Below are 22706 nucleotides of genomic sequence, written 5' to 3' on the forward strand. Positions count from 1 at the left end.
GTTTTACACACAGACAACATTTTATGTTCGATAAGCGATTTTAGTAAAATAAACAATTGTCAATTTAATTGCTAATTAGTTAATATATCACTAAAATTGCTGTAAATTAATAGGCTTTTAATAATAAAATCCATTCAAAAGAAAGAATTATTTCAATATTCAATAAGAAAATAGGAGAAACCATCCCCATCAAATATCATGTAATATTTTGGATGGGCTACTTTTTTTTTAACGTCGTAAGATGGGGGAGTTATTTCGATGATTATTGGTATTCATTAAAATCTAATTTAGTAGAATTCCCTATTCATATTATAATCGTTTATATAAATGTTTATTATTTGATTCCTAAGTTTATACTTCGGAAAAAATATTGGAATTATATGTTCTCATTAGCAATAATGCTAGTATCTGTTTATTTGGTTAGAACTGGTCTTAATTACCTTTTAGTAACTAAAGATATTTGGCCAGAGGCAGAAGATCCTGCAAAATTTTTGGAATTAAACCATATAATAGCCGTGGTACTTGGCGAATTATATGTTATAGGATTTGTAACAGCTATTAAATTAGTAATTGATTGGACCATAGAGAAACAAAGAAATGAAGATTTGGCAAAACTTCAAATGAGTACTGAACTTAAATATTTACGAACACAAATCCAACCTCACTTCTTTTTTAATACCTTAAACAACTTATATGCTTTAACTTTAAAGAAATCTGATAATGCACTACGATTGATTATTAAATTATCTGATATGATGCAGTACATTTTATACGAGGTTAAAAGCTCTAAAGCTAGTTTGCTGAAGGAAATAAACCATATTAATAATTTTATAGATATTGAGCGTTTGAGGTTCGATGATAGGGTTGATGCCGAAATGGACATAACAGGAGGTATTGAAGATATTTGTGTGCCTCCTTTATTATTTCTTTCTTTTGTTGAAAATTGTTTTAAGCATGGCATGAAAGAAAATGACCAGTTAAAAATAAAAATGAGCTTTGATGTTTTGAATAATGGCTATTTGGAATTTACCTTAATAAATAATTTTAATCCAAAAGCAACTGAATATATTGCTAGCGGAATTGGTAATGAGAATGCAAAACGGCGATTAAAATTACTTTTTTCCAATAACTTTGTTTTAGAGTCTAAAGTTGAAGGAAACACCTATAAATTGTTCTTAAAAATTCCTGTACAATGAAAATTAAGTGCATTATAATTGACGATGAACCCTTAGCCATTTCTGTGATTGAAAATCATTTAAAGAATTTTGATCATGTTGAAATTGTTGAAACATTTAATAATCCTCTAAAAGCATATCGTGTTTTAGAGCAAGAAAAAATAGATCTTGTTTTTTTAGATATTAATATGCCTCAGATGACAGGTTTTGCTTTTATAGACAACCTAAGTTACAAGCCCCTAATAGTTATTACGACTGCTTATCGGGAATATGCGGTAAAAAGTTTTGAACTTAATATTTTAGATTATTTGGTGAAACCTATTCCATTCAATCGGTTTTTAAAAACAATAAATAAGGTATATCAACAAGTTTATGTTAGTAACACCTCGGCAGATGTTAGTTTACAACAAGAGCCGCATATTTTTTTAAAAGTCAATAAAAAGCTAATTAAAATAAACCTAAACGATATTTTATACATTGAAAGCCTTAAAGACTATATTAAAGTTATTACTACGCTAGGCGATTATGTGGTACATAAATCACTTACTGCCATAACCGAGGAATTGCCACAATCAAACTTTATACGTATTCATCGATCTTATACCATTTCAATTAATAAAGTTATTGCTTTAGAGGGCAATACGGTTGAGATTTCAAATAGAAAAATCCCGATAGGACGAAATTATGTAAAGCAAACAAAGGAGCGTATATTTAATATTAACGACGATAAAGAGCATAAAAACTAACCCATAATCAAATAAATAAGCATGTCCAATACACAAGAAAAGTCATCAAAGAACAGCACTTTAATTCCTATTATAATAATAGCAGGGTTATTTTTTATTTTCGGATTTGTTACGTGGATAAATGGGGCGTTGATTCCATTTATGAAAACTATAAACGAACTTACTGATGCACAATCCTATTTAGTAGCATCTGCATCCTATATTTCTTTTGTAGTTATGGCATTGCCAGCCTCATATATTATAAACAAGATAGGCTATAGAAAAGGCATGTCTTTAGGCTTAATAATTATGGCATTAGGAGCATTGGTTTTTATCCCAGCAGCCGAAGCCAGAACCTATTGGATGTTTTTAACTGCCATTTTTATACAAGGTACTGGTATGACTTTGTTACAAACGGCTTCAAACCCTTATATAACTATTTTAGGGCCTATTGAAAGTGCTGCAAAGCGTATTGCCATTATGGGTATTGCCAATAAAGTAGCGGGAGCTTTGGGGTCGGTAATATTTGGTGCTATTTTGTTGTCAGGAATAGATGAGATTAAAGACAAACTAAGCCTTGTAGGTGATACTGAAAAAGCGGGCTTATTAAACACCATGGCAGATAGTGTTGTAACCCCATACATAGTTATGGCTATTGTATTGTTTTTATTAGGTGTTTTAATTAGAAAAGCACCACTACCACATGTAGAAGCACAACCAATTAAGGAGTCAGAAATAGGAGGTAAAACCAAATCAAGTATTTTTCAGTTTCCACATTTATGGTTGGGTGTCTTAGCGTTATTTGTATATGTTGGGGTTGAGGTTATTGCTGGCGATACTATTATTTCATATGGAATTTCACTCGATATTCCTGTAGAGCAAGCTAAGTTTTTTACCCTCTTTACACTAATGGCCATGGTCGCTACTTATGCATTAGGCGTATTTTTAATCCCTAAATATATTAGCCAAGCATTTGCTTTAAAAGCGAGTGCAGTTTTAGGTATTGTTTTGTCATTCTGTATTATGTTTACCAGTGGTTTTACATCCGTTCTATTCGTAGCAGCATTAGGTATTGCTAATGCTTTGGTTTGGCCAGCTATTTGGCCATTGGCATTAACTGGTTTAGGTAAATTTACCAAAACAGCTTCGGCTTTATTGATTATGGCTATTTCTGGGGGTGCTATTCTTCCACCGTTATATGGTGCTTTAGTGGATGATAAAAAAGAAAACTTAATGCTTAGTGGTGTTAATGAAATAAGTGCGACAGCAGAGGCAGCATCTTTTGGGTACTGGATTCTATTACCATGTTATATCATTATTCTTTATTATGCGTTTTGGGGGCATAAAGTAGGTCTTAAAAAATAGGAAGGCTTAAACGTTATGTCTAACAAAAAAAGAATAGAATCTGTTGATGTTTTAAGAGGCTTTACCATCATGGCCATGATTTTGGTCAATACGCCAGGAGACTGGGGATATGTTTATGGACCTTTATTGCACGCCGAATGGCATGGGCTAACACCAACCGATTTAATATTCCCCTTTTTTTTATTCATTGTTGGCATCTCCATTTATTTCGCTTATAAGAATAAATCGAATACTAAATCCACATATAAAAAAATAACGATTAGAAGCTTAAAGCTTATCGGGCTAGGGGTGTTTCTAAATTTGTTTTTACCCTATTTTCCGTTTGTTACAGAGTTTGAAACCTTACGGTTTCTCGGAGTTTTACAAAGAATAGGAATCGTGTTTTTTATTTCATCTGTATTGTACCTTAATTGCAATTGGAAAAGCTTATTAGGCATTTCAATTTTTATTTTATTAGGGTATTGGGTGTTTATTGGTTTTATGCCATTTTCAAATGGTATGGTGCCAACGTTTGATAGAGCGCCAAATAATTGGGTTAATTATTTAGATTTAAATATTTTAGGGAAACATATGTGGCAATCAGATTATGATCCTGAAGGTGTTATAAGTACATTGCCAGCAATTGTAACTTGTATTTCAGGAATTTTAATTGGGAAGTTATTAGAGGGTCTTACTCATATAAAACTATTGTTTTTTGTAGCTTTTGGATTGTTGACTATAGGTTATATTTTTGGTATATACTTTCCAATTAACAAAGCTATTTGGAGCAGTAGTTTTGTTTTAGTAACTAGTGGCTGGGGCACGTTAATACTTGCTGTTATTTATTACTTAAAGGACATTAAGCAATATAATATCGGAACTGTTTTTAAATATGTTGGTATGAATGCCATTACTATTTATTTTTTATCAAGCTTTATATCTAAATCTATGTATTTAATAAAGGTTGGTGAGGATCGTAATGTGCATTCTTGGCTTTTCATTAACCTTTTTAAATATGAGGTTTTTAGTCTTAAATTTTCTTCGCTATTGTATGGACTTACTGTCACAATATTTTATGTAATATTGGCCTATTTAATGTATAAGAGAAAGTTGTTTATTAAAGTTTAAAACTTTTATAAGCTGCAATTATACAAGTTATACAGAATGAAATTTTTTAGTTATTTTCTGCTTAATAAGATGCTTAAGTCTTGATTTCAGATTAATTGGGTTTTCAGATAAATGTTTAGTAAAAAATCAATCCGTTTGCTTTTATTTTACAGAGAAATCATATTTATGGCCATTATTCCAAAAAACATTTTAAGTACAAATTATAAAAACTAATACTAATTCGGGTATGAAAGAACATTTTATAAGAAATTATAGAGATTAAGATTCGAGGTTAATGTAATTTTTTTGGTTTGAAAGAAATAATATATATTTGCTTTGTAAAATAAAAAATGAGGGATTATTTTTTATAAGCACATACTTTTTTATTAAAAAAACAGTTATTAACTAATGTTAATTCAAATCAAAAAACATGCATTTCATCGATGATTTTTGCTTTTTATGGATGTTTTTTTAGTAAAAAAAGGTATGTTTTTTTTTAAAACTCGTTTTTTTTTATACATTTGGACCCCATGATAATACAAAACAAAAGAATATTTGCCTCAATCTTATTTGTATTAATAAGTTTTGTGTGTGCTGCTCAAGGTGCTGACCCTGGACCACCACCACCATTACCACCACCACCAGTAGGAACACCACTTCCTATAGATGGAGGCATTCTGTTAGGTATGTTTTTTGCGTTATTTTATGGGATTAAAAAAAGTGTTGTTCTCAGAAAACAATAACTTAAATAAACCTACCTACTTAAGCTCTAAAAGCTTAGCTACATATTTTCCTAAAACATCAAATTCTAAATTTACAACAGTGCCAATTTTAAAAGTATTGAAATTAGTATGCTTGTAAGTGTAAGGTATAATGGCAACACTAAAAGTGTCTTTTTTTGAATTAACAACCGTTAAACTTGTACCGTTAACAGTAATTGAACCCTTTTCAATAGTAACATTATTTAGTTTTGAATCATAGTTAAAAGTAAACACCCAGCTACCATTTTCTTCATTAATAGCAATGCAATTAGCCGTTTGATCAACATGACCCTGAACAATATGACCGTCAAGTCTATCTCCTAGTTTCATAGCACGTTCAAGATTTACTTTATCGTTAACCTTTAAAGTACCAATACTTGTTTTGTCTAAAGTCTCTTTAATTGCCGTAACCGTGTATTCATCATTATGTATTGCAACAACTGTTAAGCAAACACCATTATGAGCAACACTTTGATCTATTTTTAATTCTGAAGTTATGGTGCTTTTAATAGAAATATGAAGATTATCAAGCTCTTCTTTTAAATTAGAAACTATACCAATATCTTCAATAATTCCAGTAAACATACTATTATCTGTTTATTTAGTTAAATTTGCAATTCCAAATCAAAATTACAAACAAAAGTTGTCTTTTTTAATGAAGCAAGCAGAAAATATAATAGTAGGGATATCTATAGGGGATTTAAATGGTATTGGAGGAGAAATTATTTTAAAAACATTTGAAGACCCAAGAATGTTAGATTTTTGTACACCAGTAATTTTTGCTTCGGCAAAAACCATGATGTTTTATAAATCGCATTTTAAATCTCAAATTAATTTCCACAGTATAAACAATATAAATCAATTGGCTATCGGAAAAGTTAATGTGTTTAATTGTTGGAATGAACCTGTAAAAATAGAGTTTGGTGTTGAAGATATTAAAATAGGAGCCTATGCCTTAAAATCGTTAGAAGCTGCAACCAAAGCGTTAAAAAATGCTGACATTCATGTTTTAGTAACGGCACCAATAAATAAACATAATATTCAATCAGAAGATTTTAAATTTCCAGGACATACCGATTATTTAGCGCAAGAACTAGAAGGAGAAAGTTTGATGTTTATGGTAACAGATACGCTAAGGGTTGGTTTGCTAACCGATCATGTACCTGTTAAAGATATTGCAATTCATATTACTCCAGAATTAATTGAACAAAAAATAAATACAGTTTATAATTCCCTAAAAAAAGATTTTAAAATACAGAAACCAAAGATTGCTGTTTTAGGAATTAACCCGCATACAGGTGATAATGGAGTTATAGGTAGTGAAGATGATAATATTTTAAGACCTACGCTTCAAAAAATAAAAGAAGCTGGGAAATTGGTTTATGGTCCTTATGCTGCTGATAGTTTTTTTGGATCTAGTAATTTTAAAAACTTTGATGCCATTATAGCCTCATATCATGATCAAGGTCTCATACCGTTTAAAACACTGTCATTCGGTCAAGGTGTTAATTTTACAGCGGGCTTAAGTAAAGTAAGGACTTCGCCAGACCACGGTACCGCTTATGAAATTGCCGGAAAAGGTTCGGCTGATGAGAATTCTTTTAAAGAAGCTGTTTTTAGTGCCATCCATATATTTAAAAACAGATCAGGATATGAACAACTAACAGCTAATCCTTTAAAAAAATCGCCAAGAAACGAACGTCGTAAAGGCTTGAAACCGAGTTCAAATAAATAAAAACAAACAATTAAAGATATAAACAAAAAAATGTTTATAAGTACTGTGGCGTAAATAAAAATTTATATATTTGCAGGCTCAAAATAGATGTGATAATGAAGCCATTAAAAGAGTTTACAATTCCATTTGTAGGGCTAAAGGAAGCAAAACATCAATTTGAGTATAAAGTAGAGCGAGCGTTCTTTGAATATTTTGAGTATGAAGATTTTAACGATGTAAAGATTAAGGTTGATCTAGAATTAGAAAAAAAGACAACATTATTAGAACTACATTTTAAAATTTCAGGATGGGTTAATGTGAATTGTGACTTAACTAACGAACCTTATAATCAAACCATTGAAAATGAATTTGATTTGGTGGTTAAGTTTGGTAATGCCTATAACGATGAACATATAGATATACTTATTCTACCACATGGCGAGTATGAAGTGAATATACAACAGTATATATATGAATTAGTCATACTAGCAGTACCGGTAAAACGTATTCATCCAGGAGTAGAGGATGGCACATTAGATTCAGATATACTTGAAAAATTAGAAGAATTAAGCCCAAAGCTTAAAGATAGTAAAGACAAAGAAGAGGGTATAGATCCTCGTTGGAATACATTAAAGAAATTATTAACGGATAAATAAACATATAAAATGGCACATCCTAAGAGAAAAATCTCCAAAACAAGAAGAGATAAAAGAAGAACACATTATAAAGCAACTGCGCCACAGATTGCTACATGCCCAACAACTGGTGAACCTCACTTATATCACAGAGCACACTGGCATGAAGGAAAACTGTATTACAGAGGTCAAATATTAATTGATAACTCTGAAGAAGTGGAAAACGTAGCATAAATAAATTATGCATACCTATAACAAAACGCTCACATGTGAGCGTTTTTTTTATGAAATACTTTTTCTAAATGACAAAAACATGTAATTTGCATATTATTACGTCAAAATTTAGTAGTTTTCCTAAAATTTTGAACGTTTTTGTCCAAATTTTAATAATTTTTTTGGTCCAATTAACTATAAAGGTATGAGTAAAATCTCAGCGGCAATTACAGCTGTAGGCGCATATGTGCCAGACTATGTATTAACGAATCAGATTCTAGAAACGATGGTTGATACTAATGACGAATGGATTACCAGTAGAACAGGAATTAAAGAACGTCGAATTCTAAAAGAAGAAGGCAAAGGAACATCGTATTTAGCTATTAGAGCAGCAAAAGATCTTATCAATAAAAAAGGTATAGATCCCAAAGATATAGAACTTGTTATTGTTGCAACAGCAACTCCAGATATGAAAGCAGCTTCAACAGCATCGTTCACAGCTTCAGAAATTGGAGCAATAAACGCGTTTTCGTTTGATATGGACGCAGCATGTTCTAGTTTTTTATATGGCATGTCTGTAGCTTCAAGCTTTATTGAATCAGGGCGCTATAAAAATGTATTACTTATAGGGGCAGATAAGATGTCTTCTATTATTAATTATAAGGACAGAGCAACCTGTATTATTTTTGGAGATGGAGCAGGAGCTGTTTTATTTGAACCTAATGATGAGAATTTAGGGCTTCAAGATGAATATCTAAGAAGCGACGGTACAGGACGAGAATTTTTACAAGCGACTTATGGTGGTTCTTCTCATGCGTTGACTCCAGAAGCCTTGGAAAAAGGAGGGCATTATGCATTTCAAGAAGGTAGAACAGTATTTAAAAATGCGGTATTTAATATGGCAGACGCTACTGTTAAAATATTAGAACGTAATAATTTAACTAAGGACACTGTCGATTGGCTTGCTGCACATCAAGCAAACAAACGAATTATTGATGCCACAGCGCAAAGAATAAATTTAGAAGAGGATAAAGTAATGATGAATATCCATAAGTATGGAAATACAACATCAGCTACTTTACCATTACTTATAAACGATTACGAATCACAACTCAAAAAAGGCGATAATATTATATTTGCTGCCTTTGGAGGAGGATTTAATTGGGGGGCCATTTATTTAAAATGGGCATATAATTCAAAAAACTAACCACTAACTAATTAGCAAAACTATGGATATAAAAGAGATTCAAAACCTAATCAAGTTTGTTGCCAAATCTGGTGCTAGCGAGGTTAAATTAGAAATGGATGATATTAAAATTACCATTAAAACAGGATCAGAGGAAGGAACTGCTGTGCATTATGCACCTGTTGCAGCTCCAGTACCGCAAGTTGCAGCTCCAGTAGCAGCAGCTCCATCAGTCGCTCCTGCTTCAGAAGAAGCAGCTCCAGCCGCTGCTGCCACTGAAGATTCAAAATATATAACTATAAAATCACCAATAATTGGTACGTTCTATAGAAAACCAGCACCAGACAAACCTTTATTTGTTGAGGTAGGACAAACCATAGCAGAAGGCGATGTGCTTTGTGTTATAGAAGCGATGAAACTTTTTAATGAAATAGAGTCTGAAGTTTCAGGAAAAATAGTTAAGATTTTAGTTGATGATGCCTCACCGGTAGAGTTTGATCAACCATTATTTTTAGTAGATCCATCTTAATATAAATCCCAATTTTCAATTCCCAAATTCCAATATATAAATTTTGGAATTTGTTTTTTGAATATTGAAAATTTGAAGAATTTATGTTTAAAAAAATATTGATTGCCAATAGAGGAGAAATAGCACTACGTGTTATTAGAACCTGTAAAGAAATGGGTATTAAAACAGTGGCTGTTTATTCTACTGCTGATGCCGAAAGCTTGCATGTTAAATTTGCAGATGAAGCCGTTTGTATAGGGCCAGCACCAAGCAGTGAGTCTTACTTAAAGATGTCTAACATTATATCAGCTGCAGAAATCACCAATGCAGATGCCATCCATCCAGGATATGGTTTCTTATCTGAAAATGCTAAGTTTTCAAAAATTTGTGAAGAGCACGGTATAAAATTCATAGGTGCTTCTCCAGATATGATCGATCGCATGGGCGATAAGGCGAATGCTAAAGAAACCATGAAAGCAGCAGGTGTACCTTGTGTACCAGGAAGTGAAGGTATTATTCAGGATTTTGCTGAATGTGAAAAACTAGCAAAAGAGACAGGGTATCCTGTTATGCTTAAAGCTTCTGCTGGAGGCGGAGGAAAAGGTATGCGTGGTGTTTTTAAACCAGAAAATCTTAAAGATGCTTGGGACTCAGCTAGGCAAGAAAGTAAAGCGGCATTTGGAAATGACGATATGTATATGGAAAAACTCATTGAAGAGCCACGACATATAGAAATTCAAATTGTAGGCGATTCTCGTGGAAAAGCATGTCACTTATCAGAAAGAGATTGCTCTATACAGCGTCGCCACCAGAAGTTAACAGAAGAAACACCATCTCCTTTTATGACGTCAGCACTTCGTAAAAAAATGGGAGAAGCTGCAGTAAAAGCCTCAGAATATATTAAGTATGAAGGCGCTGGAACTATTGAGTTTTTAGTTGATAAGCATAGAAATTTCTACTTTATGGAAATGAATACGCGTATTCAAGTAGAACACCCAATTACAGAGCAAGTTATAGACTTCGACTTAATTCGTGAGCAAATACTAGTAGCTGCAGGAGTACCAATTTCAGGAAAAAATTACACTCCTAAATTGCACTCTATTGAATGTAGAATAAATGCCGAGGATCCATTTAATGATTTTAGACCATCGCCAGGTGTTATAACAACACTACATGCTCCGGGAGGACATGGTGTGCGCTTAGACACACATGTATATGCAGGTTATGCCATCCCGCCAAATTATGATTCTATGATTGCCAAGTTAATTACAACAGCGCAAACCAGAGATGAGGCGATCAATAAAATGAAACGTGCTTTAGATGAGTTTGTTATAGAAGGTATTAAAACTACAATCCCTTTTCATAGACAATTAATGGATCATCCAGATTATTTAGCTGGTAATTATACTACTAAGTTTATGGAAGATTTTGTTATAGAAAAACAAACAGAACAATAAATAATTAAGACTCCGAAAGCAATTTCGGAGTTTTTTTATAGTGTTACCTCTTAATAACTATTGAGACTCAATCTTTAAAGTAGCAGTCCACAAAATTCAGTTTTATAGAAGCAATCTTCAGATTCACATCCTCTGTCTTCTGACCAAAAAAATACTATATTTACAACATGCAAATCCCAAAAGGAAAAAAAATATACTTTGCTTCTGATAATCATTTAGGAGCACCAACAAAAGAAGCCTCTTTTCCTCGCGAAAAGAAATTTGTAGCATGGTTAGATGAAGTAAAGCACGACGCAGCAGCTATTTTTCTATTAGGTGATTTGTTTGATTTTTGGATGGAGTTTAAAACCGTAGTTCCTAAAGGTTTTACCAGAACACTTGGTAAGCTTGCAGAAATCTCGGACTCAGGAATACCGATTTACTATTTTGTTGGTAACCATGACCTTTGGATGAATGGTTATTTTGAAGAAGAACTCAACATTCCTGTATATCACAAACCCAAAGAATTTACATTTAATGATAAAACGTTTTTTATAGGTCATGGTGATGGTTTAGGACCAGGAGATAAAGGCTATAAACGCATGAAAAAAGTGTTTACAAATCCATTTTGTAAATGGTTGTTCCGATGGTTGCATCCAGATTTAGGCGTACGAATAGCTCAACATTTATCTGTAAAAAACAAACTTATTTCTGGCGATGATGATGCCAAATTCCTTGGCGAAGACAACGAATGGCTTGTGCAATACTGTAAACGTAAATTAGAAGACAAACATCGTGATTATTTTGTGTTTGGCCACAGGCACTTACCGCTGAATATAGACCTAAACGAAAACTCAAAATACATCAACCTTGGCGATTGGATTCAGTATTACACCTACGGGGTTTTTGATGGAGAGAAAATGGAGTTAAATAAATTTTAATCTCCACTCTCATGAGCTTTCATATCATTTGTTAAATCCAAATCCCTAAGCACAGGGTTTTTAATGCCAATAGCAAAAACTGTAATTAAGGTCATAGTACCTCCAAAAACTACTGCAGCAACAGGACCAATTAATTTAGCAGCTAAACCACTTTCAAAAGCACCTAGCTCATTTGATGAACCTACAAACATAGAGTTAACTGAAGATACACGACCACGCATATCATCAGGTGTTTTTAACTGTAGAATGGTTTGACGGATTATCATAGAAATACCATCGGCTGCACCGCTAATAAACAACATCAAGACACTTATCCAGAATATGTTAGACAGCCCAAAACCGATAATACTAACACCAAATATAAATACGGCTATTAGTAATTTTTTGCCCGTATTTTTACTTATTGGAATATAAGTTGTAGCAAACATAGTTACGATGCTACCCATAGATATGGAGGCGTTTAGAATACCAAAACCTTCGCTACCTACTTCTAAAACATCTTGTGCAAAAATTGCTAAAATAGCAACAGTTCCTCCAAATAAAACAGCAATCATATCAAGCGTTAAGGCGCCTAAAATAGCTTTGTTTTTAAACACGAATCGCACACCAGCTTTTAAACTTTCTTTTACAGGTTCACCAATTTTTTTATTCAAAATAGGTTTCTTTTTTATCAGAAAGGTCATGAAAAATGAAATAACAACCAAAACAAAAACCACACACAGTGTATTATCTACACCTATCCAACTAATAAAAAACCCGCCAAACAGTGCACCTAAAACTGCTGCTGTTTTCCAGGTGCTTGTACTCCATGTAGCCGCATTGGGGTATATTTTTTTAGGCACAATTAAAGCCACTAAAGAGAAAATAATAGGACCAAAAAAAGAACGCAAAAACCCGCCAAAAAACACAAGGGCATAAATAGAATATAAAATAGATTTTGTAGACCAGTTACCAAGTACCTCATCAGTAGTTAAAAAAAACAATCCTAAACTAATCAGGGAAAAGGCTGCAATACAAAGCGCAAAAAGATTCCGTTTTTCTTTTTGGTCAACAATATGTCCAGCAAAAAGCGCCATGGTAAAAGCTGGTATGATTTCCATGAGACCAATAATTCCAAGAGAAAGAGGGTCTTTGGTTAAACTGTATACTTGCCATTCAATAACAATAAATTGCATAGACCATCCAAAAACCAAAAACAAACGCAATAATAAAAAAATGTTGAATTCTTTAATTCGTAAGGCTGCATAAGGGTCGGTTTTTGCCATATTTTATTTCTTAATGTCTCTTAACTTCATTTGTAAACTAACATTCCCACGCCATTCATTTTCATCAATAGAATATACGGCTCTAAATGGTTTTCCTTCGGAAATCATATCATATTTATCTCCCATACTAAACCCTATACCAATTAATTTACTTGAAGATTTAGGTTGTGTAGCCGTTAGCCGTAAATGTTTTTTATCTGCCCCTACACATTTTCCGAAGCCCGTGTCCATTAAATTTTCAGACAAAAAAATGGGGGTCATATTACTAGGGCCGTAAGGTGCAAACTGTTTTAAAATTCTATAAAACTTAGGTGTTATATCTTTTAAATCTATTTTAGCGTCAATCTTAATTTCAGGTGTTAGTAAATTTTTATCTATGGTTTTGGCAACTACATCTTCAAAAGCTTGTTTAAAAGCTTCATAGTTTTCTTCTTCTAAGGTTAAGCCCGCGGCGTATTTATGTCCACCAAATTGTTCAATGTGTTCTTTGCATGCTTCCAAGGCATTGTATATATCAAAACCTTTTACCGAACGCGCTGAGGCTGCAAGCTTATTGCCGCTTTTTGTAAATACTAAAGTAGGCCTGTAATAAGTTTCGGTTAATCTAGAAGCCACAATACCAATAACACCTTTATGCCAATTTTCATGGTAAACAACCGTAGTAAGGCGGTTCTGTTCTTTTTGTTCTTCAATTTGTTTGAGAGCTGCTTCTGTAATTTGCTTATCTGTTTCACGTCTGTCTAAATTATAATCATTAATCTCTGCAGCATATTTAGCAGCTAAGTCATTATCATTTTCTACTAATAGAGCCACAGCAAAGTTGCCATGCTTCATACGTCCAGCGGCATTAATTCGAGGGGCTACAATAAAAACAACATCGGTAATGGTAAGTTCTGTTTTTTCTACCTGATTAAGAATGGCTTTAATGCCCGGTCTTGGATTAGTATTTATAATACGTAAACCGGAATGAGCCAGTATTCTATTTTCACCATCAATAGGTACGATATCTGCACCAATTGCCGAGGCTACTAAATCTAAATATTCGGTTAGATCATTAGCGGTTTTACCTTCTTTTGAAGCCAATGCCTGTACCAATTTAAAGCCAACACCACAACCACATAATTCTTTATAAGGATATTCGCAATCGTCTTGTTTAGGGTCTAAAACAGCAGCAGCATCGGGTATTTTATCCCCAGGTCTATGGTGATCACAAATAATAAAATCGATACCTAGTTTTTTAGCGTGAGCTACTTTTTCAACGGATTTTATACCACAATCTAAAGCAATAATAAGCGAAAAATCATTTTCTAAAGCAAAGTTTATGCCTTTGTATGAAATGCCATAACCCTCATCATATCGATTGGGAATGTAAGTATAAACTAAATTGTGTTTTGTTTTTAAATAGGAAGACATTAAGGCCACCGATGTGGTGCCATCAACATCATAATCGCCATAAACTAAAATATTTTCTTTATTAGCTATGGCTTTTTCAATTCGTGCTACAGCCTTATCCATATCTTTCATTAAGAATGGATCATGTAAGTCGTCTAGACTTGGTCTAAAAAAATGTTTGGCATCTTCATACGTTTCAATACCTCGTTGTATTAGCAATGAGGCTAAAATAGAATCAATTTGAAGTGCTTTTTGCAAGGCTTCAACTTTTTCTGCTTGAGGTTTAGGTTTTAAGGTCCAACGCAATTTTATAAGTTTTTAAAATGCACTAAAGTTTAAAAAAACAAACAAGTAAATTCAACTTTATATACTTTTATTATGGAAATGGGTTTTTATTTGTAATTCTGAAAATTGACGAAACATTTCCATAACGCCACAATATTTCTCTACTGATAAATCGACTGCTTTTTGGAGTTTTTTTTCATTTAAATTATCACCTTGAAAGTAAAAATGCATGGCCACTTTATCATAATATTTAGGATGTTCATCAGTTAAGTTGGCTTCAATGTCAATTTTAAAATCATCAACTTTTAGTTTCATCTTCTTTATTAAGGACGCTACGTCTAAGCCAGCGCAACCAGCCAATCCAGATAGCAATAATGCTTTTGGCCTATAGCCTTCACTTTTCCCTCCGTTTTCTTGACCTGCATCTATAAACAAGTTATGACCAGATGGGTTTGTACTTTCAAACTTCATATCGCCCAACCAAGTTGTTGTAATATTAACTGCCATTTTTTATGAATTTTTTTTGTTTCTTGTAGTTTCAAAAATAAGACTAAAAAACAAACTTATGCCTTTAGTAACACCTTTATCTGCGGATTATGATTTGGAAACCAAAAACCTTGCCGAGTTTTTTAATGAAACCTTGGGGTTTTGCCCAAATTCAGTTTTAACTATGCAACGTCGTCCTGCTATAAGTAAGGCTTTTATTAATTTGAATAAAGCGGTTATGGCCAATGAGGGACGAGTAACTTCAGCTTTAAAACGTATGATTGCATGGGTGTCTAGTAATTCTACGGGTTGCAGATATTGCCAGGCACATGCCATAAGAGCGGCGGAGCGTTATGGTGCAGAACAAGAGCAATTGGATAACATTTGGGAATATAGAACACATCCAGCATTTAGCGAAGCAGAACGTGCAGCTTTAGACTTTTCGTTATTGGCTAGTCAAGTACCAAATGGAGTGGATGAAACTATTAAAAAGCGTTTGCACGAGCATTGGAATGAAGGTGAAATTGTTGAAATGCTAGGTGTTATTTCATTATTTGGATATTTAAATAGATGGAATGATAGCATGGGAACTTCAATTGAAGATGGCGCGGTTGAGAGTGGTGAGCAGTATTTAGGTAAACATGGTTGGGAAAAAGGCAAGCATGTATAGATTGTTAGACTTTTAGAGCATTTTCACTTTTAGATAGATTAGATTGAAACCTTTTTATGTATGGAGTGTCTTTTAAAATAAAAAATGCACGCGTTCCCTCAATACTGGCAAAACGGCAACCTCAAACCAAGGATTTTGTGTTAGCCAAAACCGGTTTCGAGGTGATGGGTGTGGTAAGGGTAAAAACTTAGGTAGGTATGCATTATAATTTCTAACTGTTTCGGTTAATGTTTTCTTTGCTGCTTTTCCTAAATAGTACTTTTGGGCATACATACCAATTAAAATAACGAGTTCCACATCTTTAAGTTCATCAAATAAAGGTTTATGCCATTGTGGAGCACATTCAGGCCGTGGCGGTAAATCACCAGTTTTTCCTTTTCCAGGATAACAAAATCCCATGGGGATTATGGCGAATTTGGTTTCATCATAAAAATCTTCAACAGAAACATTCAGCCATTTGCGTAATTGTTTGCCGCTGGCATCATCCCAAGGAATGCCCGAAGCATGCACTTTAGTCCCTGGCGCTTGACCAATGATTACAATTTTAGAATTTGGATGTGCTGAGACTACAGGTCTTGGACCTAAAACCAAATGTTTTTCGCAAATGGTACATTGCTTTATGTCTTGGAGTAAATCTTGCATTTATTTTTCTTTTAAAGGCATGCCTTCAAAAGTTAATCCTTCAAAACCTGTGTTCATGAAATTTCTAATATTTTGATGCCCAGTACCTTTTGGGTCTTTTAATACATCATTAAAATAAAGTTGTCCGAAGCAGGCTAAAGTTTCGTCTTTAGTAAGCTCTTGTGCTTTAGCAAATGCAAATAACTTGCATGATCCTAAATTTTGCCCTTTTGCATTCTCTAAAGTTCCATTTTTAAAGGCTGTTGATGTGAATTCGTAATGCTCATCTATAACGTTTATGGTTTCGGAAAACTCAATTTGTGTTGGGGTTTTCTGTAATTTATTCTTGAAAGCTTCTAAGTTCATTCTGATATATAAAATTCTATTTGTTTTTACCACCAACTACAATAACAATTTCTCCTTTTGGAGGTTTGTTTGTGTAATACTCCAGTACTTCTTTGGCTGTTCCCCGAATGGTTTCTTCGTATAACTTAGTTAATTCTCTGGATACTGAAACAGGTCTATCTCCTCCAAAATACTCACAAAAATGCCCTAAGGTTTTTACCAATTTATGTGGACTTTCATAAAAAATCATGGTTCTGGTTTCTTCAGCTAAAAGCAGTAGTCGAGTTTGACGCCCTTTCTTTACGGGCAAAAAACCTTCAAACACAAACTTATCATTTGGCAATCCAGAATTTACAAGAGCGGGCACAAATGCAGTTGCTCCTGGTAAACATTCTATTTCAATATTGTTTTCAATACAAGCACGCGATAATAAAAACCCAGGGTCAGAAATAGCAGGTGTACCTGCATCGCTTATTAGCGCTACAGTTGTCCCGTTTTTTAATTTTTGAATGATATTCTCTACTGTTTTATGCTCATTATGCATATGATGGGATTGCATATGGGTAGAAATTTCAAAATGCTTTAAAAGTTTTCCTGAAGTACGGGTGTCTTCAGCTAATATTAAATCGACTTCTTTTAGAACATCTATGGCTCTAAATGTGATGTCTTTTAAATTTCCAATAGGTGTTGGTACTATGAAGAGTTTACTCATATTTTAGTGATAGAAAGCAAGAATTTTTCAATTAAACTTAGCTTCAATAATTTCCATAAAACGTTCCTCAAACTCTTCTTTTCTAGCCCAATTATTATAATCGGGTTTTACCATATTAACAATAAAATTTTTAGCATTATGGTAGGAGGTAAAGGTGTTTAATTGCGATAATACCCGATCATAATCTTCACTTTTACCATCAAATAAATGTTTTATAAAAGCAATTTTATCATTGAGTCCAATATTGAGTCCACCAATTTTAAGAGCGTCATTCAAAGACTTTTTTCCGTTGGAAGTTCCGTTTTGTGATTTGGAAACAGGTTCAAAAACGGGTATATCTCCAAAGCCAGCAGTAATATCTTCTAAATTATGTTTTTTTATAGGGTCTTTAGGTATAGCATCTTCAAAAAAGGTGTCGATAGCTTCAGGATCCTCGGGCATTTGTTCCACCATATCTTTAATCTTGTTCATTACGGGCTCCATAATAGCTTCGTTTTCGCGGTCATCAAGATTTATATATATTTTGTCTTCAACTTCAATATTATCACTAATCTTATTATTAAAGGCGCTGTCCAACATTCCAAAAAATGAAGAGTCACTGCCTATCGTTGGTAGATCGCCTTCAAAATTGTCATGTGCAAATTTTAATACGGAAAGTTTCTCATAAAGCACAGATACTTCTGTATGCATCTTAACAACATCTTCTTTTCCCTTCAATTTAAGAATTCTGTGTGCTATACTAATGAGTTCCGACTCTAACTTCTTCTTCATTGTTTATAATTTTTTAATTATTGCGCTGCAAGGCTTTTGTTTTTTAATAAATTTACGTCACCTTTATACAAACGAATAATGACTTGGTTTTAGTGCTAAAATTACGAAATGTTTCTTGAAAATACAGTAAATCATAAAGAACAATTTGGGTGGATTGAAGTAATCTGTGGCTCCATGTTTTCTGGAAAAACAGAAGAACTTATCCGAAGGCTTAAACGCGCCCAGTTTGCAAGGCAGAAAGTAGAGATTTTTAAGCCTGCTATTGATGTGCGTTATAATGAAGATATGGTGGTTTCACATGATGACAACGAAATTCGCTCAACACCTGTTCCAGCGGCAGCTAACATTCCTATATTAGCAGATGGTTGTGATGTTGTTGGTATTGATGAAGCTCAGTTTTTTGATGATGAAATTGTACGCATTTGTAACGATTTAGCAAATAAAGGTGTACGCGTTATAGTAGCAGGGTTGGATATGGATTTTAAGGGAAACCCTTTTGGCCCTATGCCCTTTTTAATGGCCACTGCAGATTATGTTACCAAAGTACACGCTGTTTGTACACGAACTGGAAATTTAGCGCAGTATAGTTACCGAAAATCTAAAAGCGATAATTTGGTGCTTTTAGGTGAGGTTGATGAGTATGAACCTTTAAGTAGAGCGGCTTATTATAAAGCCATGATGCGAGATAAAGTCAGAAACATGAAGGTTACCGATGCCGAAGAAGTAAATACAAAACCTAAAGACTCCAATGCCTAAAGCACAAGAAACCGTGCTTGAAATTGATTTAAAAGCACTCCATCATAATTTTAAATATCTTAAATCTAAATTACAACCTAACACTAAATTTTTAGCAGTTGTAAAAGCATTTGCTTACGGAAGTGATGCTTATGAAGTTGCTAACTACTTACAAAAATTAGGTGTAGATTATTTTGCAGTTGCTTATATTAATGAAGGCGTTGAGCTTAGAAAATCTGGTATAACCAAGCCTATTTTAGTATTACACCCTTTAGCTGTAAATTTTAAAAAGCTTATTGAATTTGCTTTAGAGCCTAGTTTATACAATGCTAAGATTTTAAATGAATTTATTAGTATCGCTTCCGCTGAAAAACAAATCAATTATCCAGTACATATTAAGTTTAATACAGGATTAAACCGATTAGGGTTTTGGGAAAATGATGTTGATTATGTGGTTTCAAAAGTAAAAGCGACTAAAACTATAAACGTTAAATCGTTATTTTCTCATTTAGCGGCTAGTGAAGATTTAAATGAACGAGATTTTACGTTAAAGCAGATTAACAACTTTAAGATTATTGCAGAACATTTTAAAACTAAAATCGGATACATGCCTATATTACATATGAGTAATACATCAGGCGTTTTAAATTATCCCGAAGCTCATTTTGACATGATACGTTCTGGTATTGGGTTATACGGTTTTGGGAATTCTGAAAAAGAAAGTACTTATTTAAAGCCTATTTCTAGTCTAAAAACCGTGATTTCCCAAATTCATAAGATTGAAAAAGGAGAATCCGTAGGTTATAATCGGGCTTATAAAAGTGATGGATCTTTTACAAAAACAGCAACTTTACCTTTAGGTCATGCAGATGGTATTGGCAGACACTATGGTAATGGTAAAGGTTTTGTAACTATACATGGGCAAAAAGCACCCATTATAGGGAATGTTTGCATGGATATGATTATGGTAGATGTTACAAATATTGATTGTAAAGAAGGCGATGAAGTTATTGTTTTTGGAGAACATTCAACTGCTGAAAATTTAGCAGAAACAGCTAACACCCTATCTTACGAGCTTATAACATCTATATCTCAGCGAGTTAAAAGGGTTTTCTTGAAAGAAGACACTTAACAAATGTTAAAGTTTTTAACTATTTTAGCAATTCACTAACTAAAAATTATAATTATGTTAAAAGAGTTTAAGGAATTTGCAATGAAGGGCAACCTTGTCGATATTGCAGTTGGTTTTGTAATGGGTGCTGCTTTTAAAGAAGTAGTAACGGCATTTACAGGAGGTATTGTATCGCCATTAATTGGATTAATTTTCGATGCAGATTTTAAAGATTTAAAATACGTGGTAAAACAAGGTGTTGCAAATGCAGAAGGTGTTCTTGAAGGTGAAGTTTCAGTACTTTGGGGCGCATTTTTAACAAATGTAATTGACTTTATTATTGTAGCATTTGTTATGTTCTTAATTGTTAAAGGCGTTAATAACATGAAGAAAAAAGAAGAGCCAGCTCCAGAAGCACCAGCAGGACCATCGCAAGAAGAGTTACTAGGTGAAATCAGAGATTTGTTAAAAAAATAACAAAACGTTAAAAATATAACAAAGTGTTATTTGTTGTTAAAAAGCCCTCATTTTTTAAAAATGAGGGCTTTCTTTAGATTTTAAAATGGAATTAATACTTAGTTTTGTTCACAGAAATTTATTAAATATAAAATGATATGAAAGTAGCAGTTGTTGGTGCCACTGGAATGGTAGGAGAAGTGATGCTTAAAGTTCTTGCAGAGCGAAATTTTCCTGTAACAGAATTGATTCCTGTCGCATCAGAACGATCTATAGGAAAAACAATTACCTATAAAGGCAACGATTTTAAAGTAGTTGGATTAGAAACAGCTGTTTCTATGCAACCAGATATTGCTTTATTTTCTGCAGGAGGCGAAACCTCTTTGGAATGGGCTCCTAGGTTTGCTGAAGTTGGAACAACAGTTGTAGATAATTCATCAGCTTGGCGAATGGATCCAACTAAAAAATTAGTGGTTCCAGAAATTAATGCTAACGAGTTAACTAAAGCCGATAAAATTATAGCTAACCCTAACTGTTCTACAATTCAATTAGTCATGGCTTTAAACCCACTTCATAAAACATATAAAATGAAGCGTGTTGTGGTTTCAACATACCAATCCGTTTCAGGAACAGGTGTAAAAGCTGTACGACAACTTGAAAATGAAATTGCAGGTGTAGATGGAGAAATGGCTTACCCGTATCCTATTGGCAGAAATGCATTGCCACATTGTGATGTTTTTGAAGATAACGGATACACTAAAGAAGAAATGAAATTGGCTAGAGAGCCTCAAAAAATAATGAGTGATCGTACATTTTCCGTATCAGCTACTGCAGTTAGAATCCCTACGGCTGGAGGGCACTCAGAATCTGTAAACGTAGAGTTTGAAAATGATTTTGATTTAGCTGATGTTCGAAAACTATTGCATGAAACTCCTGGAGTTGTAGTTCAAGATAATACAGATACAAACACCTACCCAATGCCAATTTTTGCACACGAAAAGGATGAGGTTTTTGTTGGGCGTATTAGAAGAGATGAAACACAACCTAATACTCTAAATATGTGGATTGTTGCTGATAACTTGCGTAAAGGTGCAGCAACAAACACGGTTCAAATTGCTGAATACTTGATTGAGAATAGTTTAGTTTAAAGCTTCTTTATCGATTAAAACCATATAATGCTCCTGTAAATATAGAATTTACAGGAGCATTATTTATTTTTGTTTTCAACTTTGAAAAAGACTATGATTCCAAAAATAATTCACTTTTGTTGGTTAAGCGGCGATGATTATCCAGAATTAATAAAAAAGTGTATGGAGTCTTGGAAAACCAAACTTCCAGATTATGAATTTGTTCTTTGGGATACTAAAAAATTTGATATAAATGCTACGCTTTGGACAAAGCAGGCATTTGATAAAAAAAAATATGCATTTGCTGCAGATTATATAAGGCTTTATGCTGTTTACAAATACGGAGGTATTTATTTAGATACCGATGTAGAGGTTTTAAAAAAGTTTGATGACTTCCTTAGCTTACCTTACTTTATTGGAAATCAGTACGACGGTTTTCCTGAAGCTGCTATTTTTGGCGCTGAAAAAAATGCTGATTGGCTTCAAGAATGTTTAAAATATTATAAAAACCGTTCCTTTGTTAAAGAAGACGGTAGCTTAGATACTGTTGTTTTACCAGAAATCATGCAGTCACAAATCAAGAAAACCAAGACGATAGCATTAATGACCCCAAGTGATATTAAAAACATTTCAAAAACAATCATAAATAACAATACTCTTTATTTGTTTCCGTCAGAATATTTTAGTCCTAAAAACTTTAAAACGAATAAAATATTAAAAACAAAAAACAGCTATACAATACATCATTATGATAGTGCTTGGCTGTCTTTTATGAATAAAAAACGTTTGAAACTCGAAAGCCTTATAGGAGTTAGCAACGCAGAGCGTGTCATTAAGTTTTTAGCATTAAGAAAAATAGTTAAAAGTATTAAAACAGCTTTGCATAAGCTTAATGAGTAATATTTATAATTAGATACTTTTCTGCGATTAAGAGGTGTTTCGGGAACTTATAGTTTTTTCTGGCCTATTCAGATAAAAGGGCTTT

At 33.3% G+C, this 22706-nt stretch carries 26 protein-coding genes; 18 read left to right on the plus strand and 8 right to left on the minus strand.

All coding sequences use genetic code 11. The annotated features are described in order from the left end of the window. The first annotated feature begins 380 nt into the window (after window positions 1-380). The 5 genes from ABD941_RS07985 (at window position 381) to ABD941_RS08005 (ending at window position 5094) form a co-directional block, all read left to right on the plus strand. Window positions 381-1196, plus strand: a complete 816-nt coding sequence (locus ABD941_RS07985) for a sensor histidine kinase (RefSeq protein WP_345273585.1) — start codon at window positions 381-383, stop codon at window positions 1194-1196. After that, complete coding sequence (locus ABD941_RS07990; protein WP_345273586.1) at window positions 1193-1921, plus strand: LytR/AlgR family response regulator transcription factor; 729 nt, start codon at window positions 1193-1195, stop codon at window positions 1919-1921. The genes ABD941_RS07985 and ABD941_RS07990 overlap by 4 nt, the downstream gene beginning before the upstream one ends. A gap of 21 nt (window positions 1922-1942) precedes the next feature. Further along, a complete protein-coding gene (locus ABD941_RS07995; RefSeq protein ID WP_345273587.1) occupies window positions 1943-3265 on the plus strand; it encodes a sugar MFS transporter in 1323 nt (440 codons plus the stop codon). 15 nt (window positions 3266-3280) lie between these two features. Beyond that, complete coding sequence (locus ABD941_RS08000) at window positions 3281-4372, plus strand: acyltransferase family protein (protein ID WP_345273588.1); 1092 nt, start codon at window positions 3281-3283, stop codon at window positions 4370-4372. Between the two features lie 509 nt (window positions 4373-4881). Next, window positions 4882-5094 carry a hypothetical protein gene (locus ABD941_RS08005; RefSeq protein WP_345273589.1) on the plus strand — a complete coding sequence of 71 codons (213 nt, stop codon included), beginning with the start codon at window positions 4882-4884 and terminating at the stop codon, window positions 5092-5094. A gap of 15 nt (window positions 5095-5109) precedes the next feature. Here the strand turns inward: ABD941_RS08005 and ABD941_RS08010 are convergent, their stop codons facing one another. Continuing rightward, a complete protein-coding gene (locus ABD941_RS08010) occupies window positions 5110-5697 on the minus strand; it encodes a riboflavin synthase (RefSeq protein WP_345273590.1) in 588 nt (195 codons plus the stop codon). Between the two features lie 70 nt (window positions 5698-5767). On the opposite strand from ABD941_RS08010, the gene pdxA reads away from it, so the two are divergent. The 7 genes from pdxA (at window position 5768) to ABD941_RS08045 (ending at window position 11745) form a co-directional block, all read left to right on the plus strand. Then, window positions 5768-6847, plus strand: coding sequence for a 4-hydroxythreonine-4-phosphate dehydrogenase PdxA (gene pdxA, locus ABD941_RS08015; RefSeq protein ID WP_345273591.1), 1080 nt, complete (start codon window positions 5768-5770; stop codon window positions 6845-6847). Between the two features lie 95 nt (window positions 6848-6942). Further along, entirely contained in the window at window positions 6943-7482 is a 540-nt protein-coding gene (locus tag ABD941_RS08020; protein ID WP_345273592.1) for a YceD family protein, read from the plus strand. Window positions 7483-7491: 9 nt separating this feature from the next. Next, on the plus strand, window positions 7492-7695 hold the full coding sequence (gene rpmF, locus ABD941_RS08025; protein ID WP_345191141.1) for a 50S ribosomal protein L32: 204 nt from the start codon (window positions 7492-7494) through the stop codon (window positions 7693-7695). A 184-nt stretch (window positions 7696-7879) separates the two neighbouring features. Further along, a complete protein-coding gene (locus tag ABD941_RS08030; protein WP_345273593.1) occupies window positions 7880-8881 on the plus strand; it encodes a beta-ketoacyl-ACP synthase III in 1002 nt (333 codons plus the stop codon). A gap of 22 nt (window positions 8882-8903) precedes the next feature. Further along, a complete protein-coding gene (accB, locus tag ABD941_RS08035; protein ID WP_345273594.1) occupies window positions 8904-9389 on the plus strand; it encodes an acetyl-CoA carboxylase biotin carboxyl carrier protein in 486 nt (161 codons plus the stop codon). Window positions 9390-9472: 83 nt separating this feature from the next. After that, on the plus strand, window positions 9473-10825 hold the full coding sequence (gene accC / locus ABD941_RS08040) for an acetyl-CoA carboxylase biotin carboxylase subunit (RefSeq protein ID WP_345273595.1): 1353 nt from the start codon (window positions 9473-9475) through the stop codon (window positions 10823-10825). A 167-nt stretch (window positions 10826-10992) separates the two neighbouring features. Continuing rightward, window positions 10993-11745: a UDP-2,3-diacylglucosamine diphosphatase gene (locus ABD941_RS08045; RefSeq protein WP_345273596.1), complete on the plus strand. Its 753-nt coding sequence runs from the start codon at window positions 10993-10995 to the stop codon at window positions 11743-11745. Here the strand turns inward: ABD941_RS08045 and ABD941_RS08050 are convergent. Genes ABD941_RS08050 through ABD941_RS08060 form a run of 3 tightly spaced genes read right to left on the minus strand, consistent with a single transcriptional unit; the run spans window position 11742 to window position 15194 of the window. Further along, a complete protein-coding gene (locus ABD941_RS08050) occupies window positions 11742-13010 on the minus strand; it encodes an MFS transporter (protein WP_345273597.1) in 1269 nt (422 codons plus the stop codon). The genes ABD941_RS08045 and ABD941_RS08050 overlap by 4 nt on opposite strands. Window positions 13011-13013: 3 nt before the next feature. Beyond that, window positions 13014-14708 (minus strand): single-stranded-DNA-specific exonuclease RecJ, encoded by a 1695-nt coding sequence (gene recJ, locus ABD941_RS08055; protein WP_345273598.1) that lies wholly within the window; start codon window positions 14706-14708, stop codon window positions 13014-13016. Window positions 14709-14765: 57 nt separating this feature from the next. Continuing rightward, window positions 14766-15194, minus strand: coding sequence for an OsmC family protein (locus ABD941_RS08060; RefSeq protein WP_345273599.1), 429 nt, complete (start codon window positions 15192-15194; stop codon window positions 14766-14768). A 58-nt stretch (window positions 15195-15252) separates the two neighbouring features. Here ABD941_RS08060 and ABD941_RS08065 point away from each other — a divergent pair, with 58 nt between their 5' ends. Continuing rightward, window positions 15253-15843 (plus strand): carboxymuconolactone decarboxylase family protein, encoded by a 591-nt coding sequence (locus ABD941_RS08065; RefSeq protein ID WP_345273600.1) that lies wholly within the window; start codon window positions 15253-15255, stop codon window positions 15841-15843. 72 nt (window positions 15844-15915) lie between these two features. Here the strand turns inward: ABD941_RS08065 and ABD941_RS08070 are convergent, their stop codons facing one another. From ABD941_RS08070 to ABD941_RS08085, 4 genes are read right to left on the minus strand one after another with little or no spacing between them, the layout of a single operon-like run. Then, complete coding sequence (locus ABD941_RS08070) at window positions 15916-16485, minus strand: uracil-DNA glycosylase family protein (protein ID WP_345273601.1); 570 nt, start codon at window positions 16483-16485, stop codon at window positions 15916-15918. Then, the gene (locus ABD941_RS08075; RefSeq protein ID WP_345273602.1) at window positions 16486-16830 is read right to left on the minus strand and encodes a HopJ type III effector protein; all 345 of its coding nucleotides are present in this window, start codon (window positions 16828-16830) and stop codon (window positions 16486-16488) included. 16 nt (window positions 16831-16846) lie between these two features. Next, window positions 16847-17521, minus strand: coding sequence for a 16S rRNA (cytidine(1402)-2'-O)-methyltransferase (gene rsmI, locus ABD941_RS08080; protein ID WP_345273603.1), 675 nt, complete (start codon window positions 17519-17521; stop codon window positions 16847-16849). 27 nt (window positions 17522-17548) lie between these two features. Continuing rightward, window positions 17549-18292: a hypothetical protein gene (locus ABD941_RS08085; RefSeq protein ID WP_345273604.1), complete on the minus strand. Its 744-nt coding sequence runs from the start codon at window positions 18290-18292 to the stop codon at window positions 17549-17551. A gap of 108 nt (window positions 18293-18400) precedes the next feature. On the opposite strand from ABD941_RS08085, the gene ABD941_RS08090 reads away from it, so the two are divergent. From ABD941_RS08090 to ABD941_RS08110, 5 genes are all read left to right on the plus strand, one after another. Next, window positions 18401-19048, plus strand: coding sequence for a thymidine kinase (locus tag ABD941_RS08090; protein WP_345273605.1), 648 nt, complete (start codon window positions 18401-18403; stop codon window positions 19046-19048). Beyond that, the gene (gene alr / locus ABD941_RS08095) at window positions 19041-20159 is read left to right on the plus strand and encodes an alanine racemase (RefSeq protein ID WP_345273606.1); all 1119 of its coding nucleotides are present in this window, start codon (window positions 19041-19043) and stop codon (window positions 20157-20159) included. The genes ABD941_RS08090 and alr overlap by 8 nt, the downstream gene beginning before the upstream one ends. A gap of 54 nt (window positions 20160-20213) precedes the next feature. Beyond that, window positions 20214-20615: a large conductance mechanosensitive channel protein MscL gene (gene mscL / locus ABD941_RS08100; protein ID WP_345273607.1), complete on the plus strand. Its 402-nt coding sequence runs from the start codon at window positions 20214-20216 to the stop codon at window positions 20613-20615. A 137-nt stretch (window positions 20616-20752) separates the two neighbouring features. Then, window positions 20753-21742 carry an aspartate-semialdehyde dehydrogenase gene (locus ABD941_RS08105; RefSeq protein ID WP_345273608.1) on the plus strand — a complete coding sequence of 330 codons (990 nt, stop codon included), beginning with the start codon at window positions 20753-20755 and terminating at the stop codon, window positions 21740-21742. An 81-nt stretch (window positions 21743-21823) separates the two neighbouring features. Continuing rightward, the gene (locus ABD941_RS08110) at window positions 21824-22621 is read left to right on the plus strand and encodes a glycosyltransferase family 32 protein (RefSeq protein WP_345273609.1); all 798 of its coding nucleotides are present in this window, start codon (window positions 21824-21826) and stop codon (window positions 22619-22621) included. The last annotated feature ends 85 nt before the right edge of the window (window positions 22622-22706 follow it).

The organism is Flaviramulus aquimarinus (assembly GCF_039543205.1).
Taxonomy (GTDB): domain Bacteria; phylum Bacteroidota; class Bacteroidia; order Flavobacteriales; family Flavobacteriaceae; genus Flaviramulus_B; species Flaviramulus_B aquimarinus.